Below are 15,126 nucleotides of genomic sequence, written 5' to 3'. Positions count from 1 at the left end.
ACCACAAGGTCATACAAAAAAAGAAGAGCCTGCGACTTCAATAGTTTTAGTTGAACTTCAAGGAGCATCTTGTCGAACAACACCTATAAAAGTTGCAGAAGTTTATTGGAAACGTCAGCAAATTTCTCTCAGAGAAGTGAAACAAACGACGGATGTATTGAAGAAAATCCAGCAAGAATTAGTTGAACCCAATAAGATGACTCTCATTGAATTTGAGATCATTGATTATGAACACTTAGATCAGGAAGTGTTGGATCGTATTTATTCTGGAGAATTATTAGATTATTTGAAGGAAGAAACAAACAGGAAATTTTCGAATTTAGTTATTTGGCGCATCTCTACTTTAGAAAGAGATAACAAGGTAAAAATTTCTTTGTCTGCTTCCACATTGATGTTTGAACAACTATTCGAAAATTACCAAACAAAAGAAGATTTTCAGCATATATTACATGAAGCCTACACAAATCAAGAGGCAATCAAAGTGTTGGATCTGCTACCGGACTTTCAAGAATCTACGATACAAAAGGCCCAAGAAATCATTCGGCAAGACTTTTTGTTTGAGGGGGGTACTGAATGAATATTTTAAAAATCGAAATAGCAGCTTTTGGAAAGTGGCGTCAGCAAACCTTTGATTTTACCTCTGGCAATCAGTTGATTTACGGTGAAAATGAAGCGGGAAAGTCAACAATTTATCAATTTATTCAAGCAATCCTTTTTGGTTTTCCATCAAAAGGGAAGAAAAAGAAAGATTACACACCGAGAGACGGTTCTGCATATGGTGGGAAATTATGGCTGAATCATCCTGTACATGGAGAAATTTATGTTGAGAGATATAAACAACAAAATAGAGGTAAATCGAAGGTCACATGTAATGGCCAAAGTGGAAGTGATGAACTCTTAGAAAAACTACTTTCACCTTTGACGAAAGAGTTATTCCAGCAGGTTTTTACATTTCAACAAGAACAACTGAGTGAACTTGCTCATTTAACAGAAAAAGAATTACATGATGCGCTGATTTCATTAGGAATCACTGGAAGTTCTCATGTCTTTCAAAAAAGACAAGAATATTATCAATCAGCTGATAAGTTGTTTAAAAGAAAAGGTCAAAAATTAGTGATTAATCAGCGACTAAATGAATGGAAACAACTACAAGAAAAGATTCATCAAAAGCAAGGGCAAGAGGCGATCTATAGTGAATGGATCATGGAGGAACAACGACTAGCAGAACAACAACAGCTCTTATTGCATGATATCGAACAAATCAATCAAAAACTTACGCTGTATCATCAACAAGAATTGAATTTCTCTTTATATGAAGAGTGGCAATCACTGAAAAAAAATATGCTAGCTGAAGTACCGGATGAATCACTAATACAAGATTTAGAAGTATTTACCAAACGTTATCAACAAATGAACGAACGTCTGGAAGAACTTGAGGCTTCGTTAGAGCGACATAGTGGGATAGATCAACAGTCTGCATGTTATTATTTTTATTTAGAACAAGAACAAGAGTTGAAAGCACTACAGCAAAAGCAATTTTCAACTGAGCAATTAATGGATGAGTGGCAAAGACTGCAAGTAGAGACAAGGGAAACAGCGTCAGAATTGAAAATCTTAGAACAACGTTGGCGCTGGGATCGATTGCAACGACCACAGGAATTTATTGATGATCCAGAGTGGCGTTCTTTGTATACGATGGCGCAACAATTAAATGATGAACACAGTCAGTTAGCGATTCGTTTTGATATTGTGAAGGAACAGCAACAAACACTAGAAGCAGAGATCAATGAATTAGAACTAGCCCATCCAACGCTGATCCAAACAAGACCGACCCAGGATGTTCCAGAAAAACAATCCTTTTTCAAATTTTACGTTAGTGCGTTAGTGTTAGCTGTGATTGGTTTAATCTTACCTATGCCTGGAAAAATATTGGGGCCATTGCTTGCTTTGGGAGTGGTTGGCTATACGTTGACTCGTAGAAAACCTAAGAACACTACAAACCAAAATTTGCCAGAAATCAAAGGGAAATGGCAAGAGAAACTAGGACAACTGGATATTGTATTGGCACAATTAGAAGAGATTACTCAAACAATCAATGAGAATAAACGAAAGCAACAAAAAATGGAACAATCAGTGGCTGATTTTGCCTATCATCACTCATTAGGAATAATGAACACGCTTGAAACGATGAAAAATGAGGGCCAAGAAGTAACAGATTATCAAAAGCTTTATGCTGTTTTCCAAAAAAAGCAACAACGAGAACGTGAGATACAGGAACAACTCTTACAGATAGATGGGGAACTTGACCTAGCAAAAGAATGGCTACCGCTCCAACATAAATCTCTCTCGGAAAAAATGGCGCTATTAACCACGTTCATCCAAGAGATGGAACAAATGAAATATGCTAGAAGTTATCAACAGAATACTTTATTGAAACAAGAAATCAACGCATTGAAAAAGAAACAAAAAATGTGGTTGGAGGAATACAAAGAACAATTTACTAGAGCAGAACTTTCTTACCCATCAGAAGTACCGATTTTTTTACAAAAGGTGGAGCAAACGAAGCAACAACAAGCGCGTTTTGAAGAATTGACGCATATTCTTTCCCCAATTTTTAAAACTGTCATTACTTATAGCCAGTTGCAGACTCAGATTGCTCATGAATCCGAACGATTGCAAGAACTAAAGAGGGAAGAAAGTAGGAAGAGTGAGCAACGTCAACGTTTGCAGTTGCAAATTGAGGGATTACAACAAGACGGGACATTAGATGAATTATATCAACAGGAAAGTCTACAAAAAGCACAACTACAAACTTTATTTGAAGAGTGGGGAGGCTTAGTGATTGCTGGGACATTTTTAGGTGATCTTTCGACAGAATTAAGTGAACGGCAATTACCACAGTTACTCAAATTAGCTGGAGACTATCTAAGTATCCTAACTGATCGACAGTACCAAGAAATACAATTGAAAAACGATACATTGACATTAACAAATGGTACAGATGAGTTTCCAATTTATGAACTATCGACAGGGACAAAGGATCAGATGATTATGGCGATGCGTTTTGCATATCTTGCTTTGGAAGCGAAACGTTCGATCTGTCCAGTGATCATTGATGATGGCTGGCTACACTACGACCATAAGAGAAAATACCGTTTAGCTAAACTACTAGCTGAATTTAGCAAAACCTATCAAGTAATTTGCTTGTCTTCTGATCAAGAAATGGTAAGCTATTATCATGAGCTAGAACAATCTGTGAGAAAGTTAGAAGGTGCAAATAGTGAAAAAAATACGTGAATTAGTCGTTGATGAACAATTCGAACAATTCGTTTTGATCAAAAATGCAGATGTAAGAATCGCTAAGAACGGTAAGAAATTTATCGCTTTTACATTTCAAGATACATCAGGAACAATTGATGGCAAATATTGGGATGCATCAGAGGACGAGATCAAAAAATTTACACCGGGAACAGTTGTCTTTTTAAATGGTAAACGCGAGGTCTATCAAGGAAACCCTCAAGTTAAAATCTTGCATATGCGTTTAACAAAAGTTGATGAACCGAGTGATCCCAGTTTGTACATGGAAAGAGCACCATTGAGAAAAGAAGAAATGGAAGAAGAAATCAACCAATTGCTATTTGAGATCACCAATGCACATTGGAATCGAATCGTACGTTATTTACTCAATAAATACCAAAAACAATTTTTTGAATATCCAGCAGCAAAACGAAATCATCACGCATTTGCTAGTGGATTGGCTTATCACACAGTATCGATGTTACACTTAGGTAAAGCGATTGCTGATGAATACCCTGAATTGAATCGCCCACTACTTTATGCGGGGATTATCTTACATGATTTAGGAAAAGTGATCGAGTTGTCCGGCTCAATGGCAACAGAATACACATTAGCGGGTAATTTAGTAGGGCATTTAGTTTTAATTGATGAAGAAATAACAAAAGCTTGTTTAGCGTTGAAAATCAGTGAGGAAGAAGAAGATGTGCTGATCTTACGTCATATGGTTCTATCACATCATGGATTATTAGAATATGGTTCGCCTGTTCGACCTCGAATCATGGAAGCTGAAGTCTTACACCAAATCGACACGATCGATGCTTCAATGCAAATGATGACTACTGCGATTCGTCAAACAGAGCCAGGGAAATATACAGATCGAATATTTGGGTTAGATAATCGTAGTTTTTATGTACCTAAACAGAAATGATGGTAATTGTTCGATAGACAATGAAAGATACGTAACAATTTATTGATAGCATCTCACTAGTTTTAAAGAGGGCAAGACGGAAGTATTTAGCCTCGATAAATAAGACGACATCCACGAAAATTGTTTTTCAAACTTTTGTGGATGTCGCTTTATTTCCGAAGAGGGAACTTTTGTTCCCACCATTTATTCGCTTTTAGTTGGTTCAAAGAGAACTATGTCCCTAAACATTTTTTTATGAACCCAAAGAATGTTTTACTTTCCGTTAGCAGAGATGGATAATGAGAACTTATCGTATTCAAAAAAGTGGTTTAGGAAGAATTTTCTCTTCCTAAACCATTTTTTAAATACTTTCTAGCATTTATTTTTAATGTCTAGAAGCGTATAGTATTTATTCGTTTGTTGATTCAGTCGTGCTTTGCTCTGTTTCTGATGCTTCAGTAGAATCAGTTGATTTTGTTTCAGAACTCTTTGTTTCTGAGCTTTCTGTTGCTGAGTCTTCAGTTGAAGATGTACTTGTTGTAGCTGAAGTAAATGGTGTCAAGATGTTTTGGAATGCGTCATCTTTGATTTTTACATTCGCTTCTTTTAGTTCTTCACCGATTACTTTTGTTTGAAATTCGCTGTCATTCACTTTTGCTTGAGTCGCAATTTCTTCTAATTGATCTTTGAATTTATCCATGTCATTTCCTTTATCTTGGTTTTTCACCATTTTAACGACATAGTATTCTGTTGCATAAGTAGAAGGATTTGTTGCAGTGATCACATCTGAGATCTCACCGTCTTTAAGTTTGAAAGCAGCTTCTTTTACTTCAGATGGAACAGTTTGTGTTTCTGAATCAAACTTGATATTACCACCATCGTCTTTAGTTGTATCTGTTGATTTTTCTTTCGCTAGTTCTTCGAAATCTTTGCCGTCATCAGCTGATTTCTTAACTTCTTTTGCTTCGTCTTCACTAGCAACTTTGATGATTTGTGCTTCTACTTCTGGGTGGAATGTTTCCCACGTTTTCTTCAAGTCTTCATCTGTCAATTTCACATGAGATTCGATCCCAGCTTTAAAGACAAGATTATTACGAAGGAATTCTTTAAAGCTTTCTTCTGTATATCCTGCAGATTCTAATTGTGTCTCGAAGCTGTCACCATAAGTTTCTTTTGTTTTATTATATTCAGCATCTACTTCTTTATCTGAAACTTTATCATTGTATTTGCTATTGAATACATCATAGATCACCATTTGTTGAAGTAATTGTTGGTTAGCAGATTCAGATTTTGCTTTTTCATAAAAATCAGCGACGGTGATTGTGCCGCCTTTCATGGTTACGATATCCTTGTTTGTATCCCCGCCACCAGAACAAGCTGCTAGTGTTAGAATAGCTAACGCACTTGTCGCAGCTAAAATTATTTTTTTCTTTTTCATTTAAGTTTTGCACTCCTGTAATTTATTATTGGTTTTCACAAATATTACTATACCATATCTATGAGCGAATAAAAACGTTCTGACTGATAGTTTCAAACAAAATTCAAATTTTTGTCACATTCCATACATCTAGGTACATGAAAAAGACATATAGTTATCAAAAGCGCTTGATTTTTGATCATTATTGCACGTCTGTCAAGCTTTCAGGTAAATGTGCCGAAAGTTTTTCTACTTGTTCTTGGATTTGTGTCACTCGTGGTTCTGCTTGGAATTTGAAATTTTCAAGGTCTTTTTCGATTGATTCTTGAAAAGATGGGATAACAGTTTCAGCTGTTCTTTTTGTTTCAGATAACGCGTGTTTAAAATGATTTAAACTGTTATTTAATTCGTTAGTTAATTCAGTTGCTTCATCTAATTCTGCAATCAATTTCTCTCTGGTCTCATTTCCACTACGTGGTGCAAATAATAATCCTGCTGCTGCACCGGTAACAGCACCGAATACTAATCCTTTTAGAAAATTTTTAACCATGAATCGTCACCTGCTCTTTGATTTTTTCTTGGATAGCAGTCATTTCTTCCGTTGTATAATTTGCTTGATGGTTTCCAAAGTGAATGGAGAAGTCATCTTGTTTACTATAACGCGGGATTAAATGGATATGGGAATGAAATACAGTTTGATAGGCTAGTTCTCGATTATTATTGATAATATTTAAACCTTCCATTTCGGGAAATGCTTTTTCGATGGAACGAGCGATTTTTGGGATACGGGCAAAGACATCACTGGCTAATTCCTCGTTGTAATCAAAGATATCAGTTACGTGTTCTTTAGGAATGATCAATGTGTGTCCTTTAGTTGATTGAGAGATATCTAAGAACGCATAGATTTTCTCGTCTTCATAGATTTTATAGCTAGGGATCTCTTGATTGATGATTTTACAAAAAATACAATTGTCCATATAAAAACACCTTTCTTCTATTCAAATTTCGTTACCTCAACTTTAACATAAGTTCGTGAGAATGCACGTAAAAAATAATTGGACGTGATTTGCTTCGTGGTATAATGAAGACAATATAATAACGGAGGAAGAAATATGAGTTTAAAAATCGAACATGTTACAGGTGGCTATGGTCATTTACCTGTTTTGAAAGATATCAGTTTTAACGTTCAACCTGGAGAAATGGTTGGGTTGATTGGTTTGAATGGAGCAGGAAAAAGTACAACGATCAAACATATTATCGGTTTGCTTGAACCAACGAAAGGCAAAATCGAGATCAATCAATTATCCCTTAAAAAGGATGTAGAAAATTATCGTAAACAAATTGGTTATATTCCAGAAACACCTTCATTGTATGAAGAACTTACGTTAAAAGAACACATTGAAGTAACGGCGATGGCTTATAACATTCCAATGGATATTGCAATGAAACGGGCAGAAAAGTTGTTACACACGTTTCGATTGTCCAATCGGTTAGAGTGGTTTCCAGCGAATTTTTCAAAAGGGATGAAACAAAAAGTCATGATTTTGTGTGCTTTTTTGATTGAACCATCTTTGTATATCATTGACGAACCTTTTCTAGGGCTAGATCCGTTGGCAATCAATGCTTTGTTGGAATTAATGGTCGAGATGAAAAATGAAGGATCGGGTATTTTGATGTCTACGCATATTTTAGCCACTGCTGAAAAATATTGTGACCGTTTTGTTGTTCTTCATGAAGGAGAAATCAGAGCAGATGGCACGTTAGCAGAGTTGCAAACTGCTTTTCGAATGCCGGAAGCATCCCTAGATGAAATCTACATCGCATTGACGAAGGAGCAAGGTTATGAATGATTTTTTTCAAAAAAGACTAGCAAAACATCATAAAAAAATGATGAAATATTTACGCTATGTATTCAACGACCATTTTGTATTAGTCTGTTTATTTTTGATTGGGGGTCTAGGCCTTTATTATTCTAACTGGCTAAAAACACTTGAAGCTCCTTTTTCGATGGGAGGTATCATCGTCTCATTGATTTGGATGATTTGCTTGATCGTTGGGAAAATCGCGACTTTTGCGGAGCCGGCAGATTTAGTTTTTCTTTTACCGAAAGAAAAAGAAATGAAAGGCTATTTGCAACGAGCTTTTCGTTATTCTTGTATTTTTCCTATGGTTTTTCTAGGATTAGTGTGTGGATTTGCGATGCCGTTAGTTGTGGTTTCAACGCAACAACCATTTTCGCTATTTTTTGTTTATCTACTTATACTATGGAGTTTGAAGTCTAGTCATTTACAAGTGAAGCGAGTAGATTTTTATCGTATGGAAGAAACACGTAAAAACCTGTTTAAATATGGTTGGTGGGTCTCGTCATTTGGGATCTTACTTCTTTCTTTTTATGGGAATATTTGGTTGGGCTTGATTCTTTCATCTGTTCAAGCTGGGATCTATTATGGGTTCTTATGGAAAAAACTGTCCGCTCATTTGGACTGGGAAAAAATGATCCAATTAGAAAAACAACGTTTGCACCAAATCTATCAGTTCATCAATTTGTTTACAGATGTGCCGGAGATCACCGCGAAAGTCAAAAGGCGCCGTTATCTTGATCCGGTGTTACGAGGAATCAAGAAAGAAACGAAAAACACGTATTTTTATTTATTTGTTCGACGTTTTGCTAGAGGGTCAGACTTTATTGGTTTGTACGTACGTTTGACAGTGATTGGCTCGATCATTATCGCCGGAATCAACGATCTATACTTTACTTTAGGTATTGGCTCATTATTTCTATATTTGATTGGCTTTCAGTTATTACCGTTATACAGTCAGTTTCGCTATATGATCTTGGTCCAATTGTATCCTATCCCACAGAGTCAAAAAAGTGGAGCACTCCAACGTCTTTTGACGTGGTTATTGACTTTTGTTGCTGTTTTATTTGGAGTGATCGCTGCTGTTGTTCTTGATGGAAATGAGAGATGGCTACCTATCTTGGTCTATCTTGTTGTCAACGGACTCTTGATCAAATGGTACGTGCCATCGCGGCTCAAGAAGGTTGCGGAGTAGCCTTGAGAAATCAAGCAGAAAAATTTTATTATTTTACGAGAATAGATCACAAGAATTGTGGGGAAGTCCGAAATTACTTTATGTTTTTTCGAACTTTCCTATTTTTTTCCATGGTCAAAAAAGGATGTATTAAACCTTATTAATAGGAAGAAATCACTAGGGACTTTTTTTATTTTGATAAAAGTTGGTTTTTTAGAAGGCAAAACATAGAAAAAGAACGTATATGTGCTTGACGTTCAAGACTTGGGCGACTAGAATAATAGATACTGCAAACATATAGTAGAGGACGGGAGAATGCGCGATGGAGTTTCAGTTAGACCAAGAGTGGCGGTTACGCCCCATCAAAGGTGACACAGGAAAAACATACATAGGCATGCGTGATAAAGACAAAGTTTTTATCAAGAGGAACACAACGCCAATGCTCGCTGCACTCTCTCGTGAAGGCATTACGCCTAAATTAGTGTGGACTAAGCGAACAGGAGATGGCGATACCTTGACCGCACAAGAATGGCTGGAAGGCCGCTTGTTGACGCCTAGTGAGATTGGCCAAAGAAATGATGTCATTGATGTACTTTATCATCTACATCATTCAACGTCTTTAAAAACCATGCTTTCTCGAATTGGTGGTAGAGTATTGACACCCCAGAAAATGCTGCAATATTATGAACAAGATTTGCCGGACAGCTTAAAAAACAATCAATTTTTACAACTCGTTTATCGCTATTTGTGCCAACAAGTTCCTTCGGTAGACAAGGAAAAATTAGCGGTCGTGCATGGAGATGTCAATCATCGGAATTGGTTAGTCTGTAAAAATTATTTATATTTAGTTGATTGGGATTCAATCATGTTCGCTGATCCAGCGGTAGATATCGCGACTATTTTAGGAAATTACGTGCCATTGTCTAGTTGGAATCAGTGGTTGATCAGCTACGGTATCCGACCAACAGATGAAATTTTAGAAAAACTACATTGGTATGCGGTGATGAACCTATTACAAGAAATCACACGCTACTGCAAACGTGAAGATTATCGACGAATGAATGAAGAGATTTTACAACTCAAACGAATTTTTAGTGGTTAAGCTCGGATATTCAGTTGATTTTTTTATTTTTAGGGGTAATACCAATAGCGGTTTACAATAAATTCAGTGAAATACAAGGAACAATCTTTTATAGGAATAGAGAGGAAGAAAAAGATGCGTGTTCGCAACCGACCAAATGCAGCAGAAATGCTAGCCGCTCATCCAGAGATCGTCATCAGTGAGCCAACAAAATGGCGTGGAAAATGGAAAGAATTATTTGGCAATGATCAACCAATCCATATTGAGATCGGCATGGGAAAAGGACAGTTTATTACTGGGATGGCCAAAGCTCATCCAGAAATCAATTATATTGGGATCGAAATGCAAGTAAGTGTCGTGTCTATTGCTTTAGATAAAGTATTGGAGGAACCATTACCTAATTTAAGATTATTGCACGTGGACGGTTCTGCTTTGACTGAGTACTTTTCAGAGAATGAGATCGATCAGATTTATTTGAATTTTTCAGATCCATGGCCTAAAAAGAGACATGAAAAACGGCGCTTGACGTATCGTACATTTTTAGCTGTTGACGAAGAGATCCTAAAACCAAATGGCGAAATTCATTTCAAAACAGATAATCAAGGATTGTTTGAATATTCGTTGGCTAGTTTTTCACAATACGGGATGCGTCTAAAAAAAGTCTGGCTTGATTTACATCAAAGTGATTTTGAAGACAATATCATGACAGAATATGAAGAGAAGTTTTCTTCTCGAGGACAACGGATCTATCGTGTGGAAGCACAGTTTGTGGACAAAACCAAATAGAAAAAAGAAGAGAGTAGGAACTGTAAGTTCTTGTCTCTTCTTTTTTATTTTTTTAGTCTTGTTGATCACAGACGGGAATCAAGTCAAATTTTGAAAAAGAGAAGAGCCCCATATCAGTGATTTTCAATTCAGGAATAACTGATAACGTTAAAAATGAAAGTGTCAAGAATGGATCGAATGCTTCACTTGCGCCTAAATGATGTGCTTGGTCAGTCAAGTTCAGTAATTGCTGATTAACTGTTTCATAAGATTCGAGTGACATCAAACCGCCAATAGGTAATGGTAAACAAGCTAATTCAGTTTGTTGATCTACAACAATCATCCCGCCGCCTTTTTGGATTAATTGTTCAGCAGCGTAGCACATATCTTCATCATTTGTTCCTACAACGACGATATTATGTGAATCGTGAGCCACCGTAGTAGCTAAGGCCCCCCTTTTTAGTTGGAATCCTTTTACAATTCCTAGACCAATATTTCCTGTAGCATGATGTCGTTCGATGACAGCAATCTTTAGTTGATCATCTGCCACTGAAGGAGTGAAAGAACCATTATCGACTTGAACTTGCTCCAATAAATCGTTGGTCAACAAACTATTTGGAATGATTTCTATGACATGAGCGGTTGATGAAGATAAAGCTAGTTCTAAAGAGTGTGGACCAAATGGTGCAACTGTCATTTTTGGTAATGCATCAATCGCTGGCTGAATTTTTAATTTTGTAACTTCAGGGACCAACTGTCCATCTATCACAACCGTTTCTCCTTGATAGAACACGGTATTGATCGGCAACTTTTTCAAGTCATCTGTTAAGAAAAAGTCTGCCTGATAGCCTGGCGCAACTGCCCCTAAATGTTGTAAGCCAAAACATTCTGCCGCATTCAATGAAGCCATTTGGATGGCTTGTAGTGGGTCCATGCCCGCCAAGATGGCTTCACGGACGATATGATCGATGGAACCTTCTGTTACAAGATCATTGATCAATTTGTCATCAGTCACGAATAAACAGCGACGTGAATTGTCTGGTGTGATAGCAGGTAAGAGTGCCTGGAGATCTTTTGCTACGGTTCCTTCTCGAACCATCAAATACATTCCTAGCGCTAAACGCTCCTCCGCTTCTTGGGCGGTCGTTGCTTCGTGGTCTGTTCGAATGCCCGCAGTTAAATAAACGTTTAAGTCGTCTCCGTTTATTCCTGCGGCGTGGCCATCGATTTTTTTGTTCTTTTGATGCATCAGCTGTAATTTATCGATAATCGTTTGCTCATTTGAAGCGACTGCCTGATAGTTCATTACTTCAGCTAGACCAAGTACTTCAGGATACTCAAGAAAAGGAGCAAGTGCTTTTGCATCTAAGACAGCGCCACTTGTTTCAAATGGTGTGACAGGCACACATGAAGGTAGCATGATGAATATATTCATTGGTGTCTCTCTTGCATCTGCCAGCATAAATTCAAGGCCCACATTTCCGGCGACATTACCGATTTCGTGAGGATCAGTTACTACTGTTGTCACACCATGTAATAGAGAGATTTTCGCAAACTCTTTAGGTGCTAATAGAGAACTTTCGATATGCACATGACCATCGATCAGACCAGGAACTAAATACTGTCCTTTTGCATCATAGATAGTCGTACCTTCGTATTCCCCAATACCTACGATTCTTCCGTCGCAGACAGCGACATCACCCTCCATGATTGTTTTCGTAAAGACGTTGACGATTTTTGCATGTTTGATAACTAAATCAGCGGGTTGTTTTTTTCCTGCAACTGCAATGTGTTTGTTTAAGTGCGAATCCACTCTGAAACCTCCCCAAATAAATTTTTACTAGTATAACATAAATTCGGATTTAACCTATGATTTTCATTAAATTTTGTAAAAATAAACGATTCATCTTAAAAAGACGTATATTTTCTTGGAGGGCAAAGAAATGAAGATAAAAGATTTAGCAAATGAGATCATTTATGGAGGAGCTAAAAATAAAGTGCAAGATATCTATATTTTGCCATATGTAGAAGATTTTAAGGTTTATTTTCGTACAGGTAAAAGACGAACATTCCAAAAATCGATCTCCCTTGAGATTGGACAACAATTGATCGCTAGTTTTAAGTACCTGGGACAAATGGATATCGGTGAAAGAAGAAAAGCACAACTAGGCTCACTGACTTATTTAGTGGATCAACGAATGATAAGATTAAGACTCTCGTCCGTAGGTGATTATTTACAAAGAGAGAGCTTAGTCATCCGGATACTCTATGCATTGAATGAAAAAAGTTTTCGCTGTTTTGTCCCCAAAGACTTGCAAGTTATTGAGCGGAGTACGAACAACCGTGGATTGTTTTTGTTTAGTGGACCGGTCGGTTCTGGTAAAACGTCATTGATGTATCACCTTGCTCGTAGGAATGAGGAACAAGTGATCACGATCGAGGACCCAGTAGAAATTGAAGAGCCATTGTTTTTACAGTTACAAGTCAATGAAAAAATCGATCAGACTTATGATCAGCTATTAAAACTAGCCTTACGTCATCGTCCTGATTTATTGATTGTCGGTGAAATCAGAGATAAGAAGACAGCAGATGCAGCGATTCGGGCAGCGTTGACGGGCCATCGTGTATTTGCTACCGTCCATGCACGAGATCTCAAGGGGACTGTGGCAAGGATGAAAGAACTAACGAGAAACGATGGATTTGACGAATGTTTGTCTGGCGTTATCTATCAAGAGTTGCTGCCTGATTTTAATGAACAACTGACAGCATTGTGGTCTTATTGTTTTTCTGACAATGAAATCGAAAGAAAAGAATGGAGAGCTAGCTATGAAGAGGCACAAAAAAATGTTTGGCAATCCTATCCATTTTAAAAAGATGGATCACAAACAACAAACTCGTTTTATCCAAACGATCGGTGAGTTACTCTTGAATGGCTTTAGTTTACAGCAAGCAATTGATTTATTGGAATTACTGCAACTGATACCACAAGTTTATGTCCATTTCGCTAAAAGAAATCTTCAAGCTGGCGAATCTTTTCATTTTGTCCTTCAGCAATTGGGATTTAAGCAAGAGCAACTCGTACAGGTGGAACTGGCAGAAGTCCATGGAAATTTAGTCGAAACTTTAAAGGGCATCGCTGAACAATTTCGATTGATTGAACAATTTCGAAGAGACTTAAAAAAGGTCATCAGCTATCCACTGGTATTGTTGGTCTTTTTAGTCGGCATTTTAGTCAGTCTAAGTGAGTTCGTCTTGCCACAATTGCTTCAGACCGACATGGTCACCACGACACATTGGGGGATTCGATTGCTTCAAACAAGTCCTTGGCTATTCTTAGGTGCCGTTGGTAGTAGTATTTTTTGTGGTTCAATGATTTTTTTTCGCTTGAAAAAGTTGGAAGTTGTCAAGAGAAGTGAGTGGATAAGTAAGCAATGGATGATAGGAAAGATCTATCGTTCCTATCAATCAGCTTATCTAGCACTAGAAATAGGCAAACTATTTTATGAAGGCCTCGACTTGAAACAAATTATTCGCTGTTTGAAAGAAACTAAAGAAGGAAGTTTGGTTCAGTCTTTAGCGTATCAATTAATGGAAGGGCTCGAACTAGGTATTCCTTTGGCGCAACAATTTGAGCAATACGGTTTTTTGACGACCGAGTTTAGTCGAATCGTACTACAAGGAGAAGCCAAAGGAAATTTAGGTAAAGAATTATTGTTTTACAGTGATTTGACACGTAAAGAATTTTTTCAAAAAATCCATCGTTGGTTGCACTGGGTCCAACCAGTCCTTTTTTTTGGGATTGCTGTATTGATTTTGCTGATTTATGTGGCTATCTTGTTGCCAGTATATGGAAATATCGAGGAGGTTCTAAAATGAAGAATAGAAAAAGAATGGCTCGTCTAAAAGGTTTTACACTGATTGAAATGTTGATCGTCTTACTCGTCATTAGTGCGTTAGTTTTACTATTTATCCCCAATATTTCTCGTTATCGTGATCATGTCAATAAGGAAGGTCGTGAAGCAGTTATGCAACTGATTGATGCTCAAAGTGAACTTTACGCATTACAAAATGATGGAAAGATCCCAAGTATTGATGAACTATTACGAGAAGGATACATCAAACAGGAACATGCCGATGCGTATCGCAAGAACTAATAAATACCTCACCGAAGCTTACACTTTAGCAGAAACGATTATTGTCTTGATTGTCTCCCTTGCTTTCTTTATCTTTCCTGTCCTCTCATTCCATTCTTTAGAAAAAGAACAATCGATCCATCGTTTTTTTGATCAGCTAGAAAAAAGGATCGATCTCGTACAACAAAGTGCTATTATCCATCAACAAGTTACTCGTTTTTATTATGATCCAAAGCGTCATAGTCTTTTATTTGAGGTGCCTCCTTACTCATCAATGGAGTGGCAAGTGTTGCCGATCCCTGAAGCTTTGACCATCCAACGTCATGCACCGATTACTTATGATGCGAAGACAGGGAACGAAAGCTCGTTGAAGGCGTATGAATTTTATTGGCCAGAAAAGAAACAAAGAATCATTTACCAATTCCAACTAGGAGGTGGTCGTTATATCAAAAGAATCCAATCTAGCTAGCTTTGTACTGCTTGAATCATTAAC

15 protein-coding genes (1 of these 15 running past the window's edge) are annotated in these 15,126 nt (G+C 37.2%); 11 read left to right on the top strand and 4 right to left on the bottom strand.

Features of this window, described 5'->3' with window-relative positions; genetic code table 11:
- The 3 genes in view from HZ311_RS05990 to HZ311_RS05980 are tightly spaced (each overlapping or abutting the next) and all read left to right on the top strand, a layout consistent with a single transcriptional unit that may run on beyond the window.
- Nucleotides 1-577, top strand: the end of a protein-coding gene (locus tag HZ311_RS05990; protein ID WP_137072887.1) for a metallophosphoesterase family protein. The gene continues 638 nt to the left of window position 1, outside the view; 577 of the gene's 1,215 nt are visible here — the last part of the coding sequence; the start codon falls outside the window, past its left edge; it ends in the stop codon at nucleotides 575-577.
- Complete coding sequence (locus HZ311_RS05985; RefSeq protein ID WP_178946532.1) at nucleotides 574-3,297, top strand: ATP-binding protein; 2,724 nt, start codon at nucleotides 574-576, stop codon at nucleotides 3,295-3,297. The genes HZ311_RS05990 and HZ311_RS05985 overlap by 4 nt, the downstream gene beginning before the upstream one ends.
- Nucleotides 3,281-4,225 (top strand): 3'-5' exoribonuclease YhaM family protein, encoded by a 945-nt coding sequence (locus HZ311_RS05980; protein ID WP_010734187.1) that lies wholly within the window; start codon nucleotides 3,281-3,283, stop codon nucleotides 4,223-4,225. The genes HZ311_RS05985 and HZ311_RS05980 overlap by 17 nt, the downstream gene beginning before the upstream one ends.
- A 388-nt stretch (nucleotides 4,226-4,613) precedes the next feature.
- Here HZ311_RS05980 and HZ311_RS05975 read toward each other — a convergent pair whose 3' ends face one another.
- The 3 genes from HZ311_RS05975 to HZ311_RS05965 all read right to left on the bottom strand — a co-directional run bounded on the left by HZ311_RS05975 (nucleotide 4,614) and on the right by HZ311_RS05965 (nucleotide 6,598).
- Complete coding sequence (locus HZ311_RS05975; protein WP_023520451.1) at nucleotides 4,614-5,642, bottom strand: peptidylprolyl isomerase; 1,029 nt, start codon at nucleotides 5,640-5,642, stop codon at nucleotides 4,614-4,616.
- A gap of 181 nt (nucleotides 5,643-5,823) precedes the next feature.
- Nucleotides 5,824-6,171 (bottom strand): YtxH domain-containing protein, encoded by a 348-nt coding sequence (locus tag HZ311_RS05970; RefSeq protein ID WP_023520450.1) that lies wholly within the window; start codon nucleotides 6,169-6,171, stop codon nucleotides 5,824-5,826.
- Entirely contained in the window at nucleotides 6,164-6,598 is a 435-nt protein-coding gene (locus tag HZ311_RS05965; protein WP_023520449.1) for an HIT family protein, read from the bottom strand. Before HZ311_RS05965 ends, HZ311_RS05970 begins: the two co-directional genes overlap by 8 nt.
- A 135-nt stretch (nucleotides 6,599-6,733) precedes the next feature.
- On the opposite strand from HZ311_RS05965, the gene HZ311_RS05960 reads away from it, so the two are divergent.
- The 4 genes from HZ311_RS05960 to trmB all read left to right on the top strand — a co-directional run bounded on the left by HZ311_RS05960 (nucleotide 6,734) and on the right by trmB (nucleotide 10,521).
- Nucleotides 6,734-7,471, top strand: a complete 738-nt coding sequence (locus tag HZ311_RS05960; RefSeq protein ID WP_010734191.1) for an ABC transporter ATP-binding protein — start codon at nucleotides 6,734-6,736, stop codon at nucleotides 7,469-7,471.
- The gene (locus HZ311_RS05955; protein WP_023520447.1) at nucleotides 7,464-8,675 is read left to right on the top strand and encodes an ABC transporter permease; all 1,212 of its coding nucleotides are present in this window, start codon (nucleotides 7,464-7,466) and stop codon (nucleotides 8,673-8,675) included. The genes HZ311_RS05960 and HZ311_RS05955 overlap by 8 nt, the downstream gene beginning before the upstream one ends.
- A 301-nt stretch (nucleotides 8,676-8,976) precedes the next feature.
- Nucleotides 8,977-9,756 carry a phosphotransferase family protein gene (locus tag HZ311_RS05950; protein ID WP_010734193.1) on the top strand — a complete coding sequence of 260 codons (780 nt, stop codon included), beginning with the start codon at nucleotides 8,977-8,979 and terminating at the stop codon, nucleotides 9,754-9,756.
- Between the two features lie 114 nt (nucleotides 9,757-9,870).
- Nucleotides 9,871-10,521: a tRNA (guanosine(46)-N7)-methyltransferase TrmB gene (gene trmB, locus HZ311_RS05945; RefSeq protein WP_010734194.1), complete on the top strand. Its 651-nt coding sequence runs from the start codon at nucleotides 9,871-9,873 to the stop codon at nucleotides 10,519-10,521.
- Nucleotides 10,522-10,573: 52 nt separating this feature from the next.
- Here the strand turns inward: trmB and ade are convergent, their stop codons facing one another.
- Nucleotides 10,574-12,313 carry an adenine deaminase gene (ade, locus tag HZ311_RS05940; RefSeq protein ID WP_023520446.1) on the bottom strand — a complete coding sequence of 580 codons (1,740 nt, stop codon included), beginning with the start codon at nucleotides 12,311-12,313 and terminating at the stop codon, nucleotides 10,574-10,576.
- Between the two features lie 130 nt (nucleotides 12,314-12,443).
- On the opposite strand from ade, the gene comGA reads away from it, so the two are divergent.
- Genes comGA through comGD form a run of 4 tightly spaced genes read left to right on the top strand, consistent with a single transcriptional unit; the run spans nucleotide 12,444 to nucleotide 15,102 of the window.
- Entirely contained in the window at nucleotides 12,444-13,370 is a 927-nt protein-coding gene (gene comGA / locus HZ311_RS05935; protein ID WP_062806102.1) for a competence type IV pilus ATPase ComGA, read from the top strand.
- Nucleotides 13,327-14,376, top strand: a complete 1,050-nt coding sequence (gene comGB / locus HZ311_RS05930) for a competence type IV pilus assembly protein ComGB (RefSeq protein ID WP_178946531.1) — start codon at nucleotides 13,327-13,329, stop codon at nucleotides 14,374-14,376. The genes comGA and comGB overlap by 44 nt, the downstream gene beginning before the upstream one ends.
- Nucleotides 14,373-14,654: a competence type IV pilus major pilin ComGC gene (gene comGC, locus HZ311_RS05925; RefSeq protein ID WP_010734198.1), complete on the top strand. Its 282-nt coding sequence runs from the start codon at nucleotides 14,373-14,375 to the stop codon at nucleotides 14,652-14,654. Before comGB ends, comGC begins: the two co-directional genes overlap by 4 nt.
- Nucleotides 14,635-15,102 (top strand): competence type IV pilus minor pilin ComGD, encoded by a 468-nt coding sequence (comGD, locus tag HZ311_RS05920; protein ID WP_137072883.1) that lies wholly within the window; start codon nucleotides 14,635-14,637, stop codon nucleotides 15,100-15,102. The genes comGC and comGD overlap by 20 nt, the downstream gene beginning before the upstream one ends.
- Nucleotides 15,103-15,126 lie beyond the last annotated feature (24 nt).

This window comes from Enterococcus mundtii (genome assembly GCF_013394305.1).
GTDB classification, from domain to species: Bacteria; Bacillota; Bacilli; order Lactobacillales; family Enterococcaceae; genus Enterococcus_B; species Enterococcus_B pernyi.
This window is presented reverse-complemented; position numbering and strand designations above follow the sequence as displayed.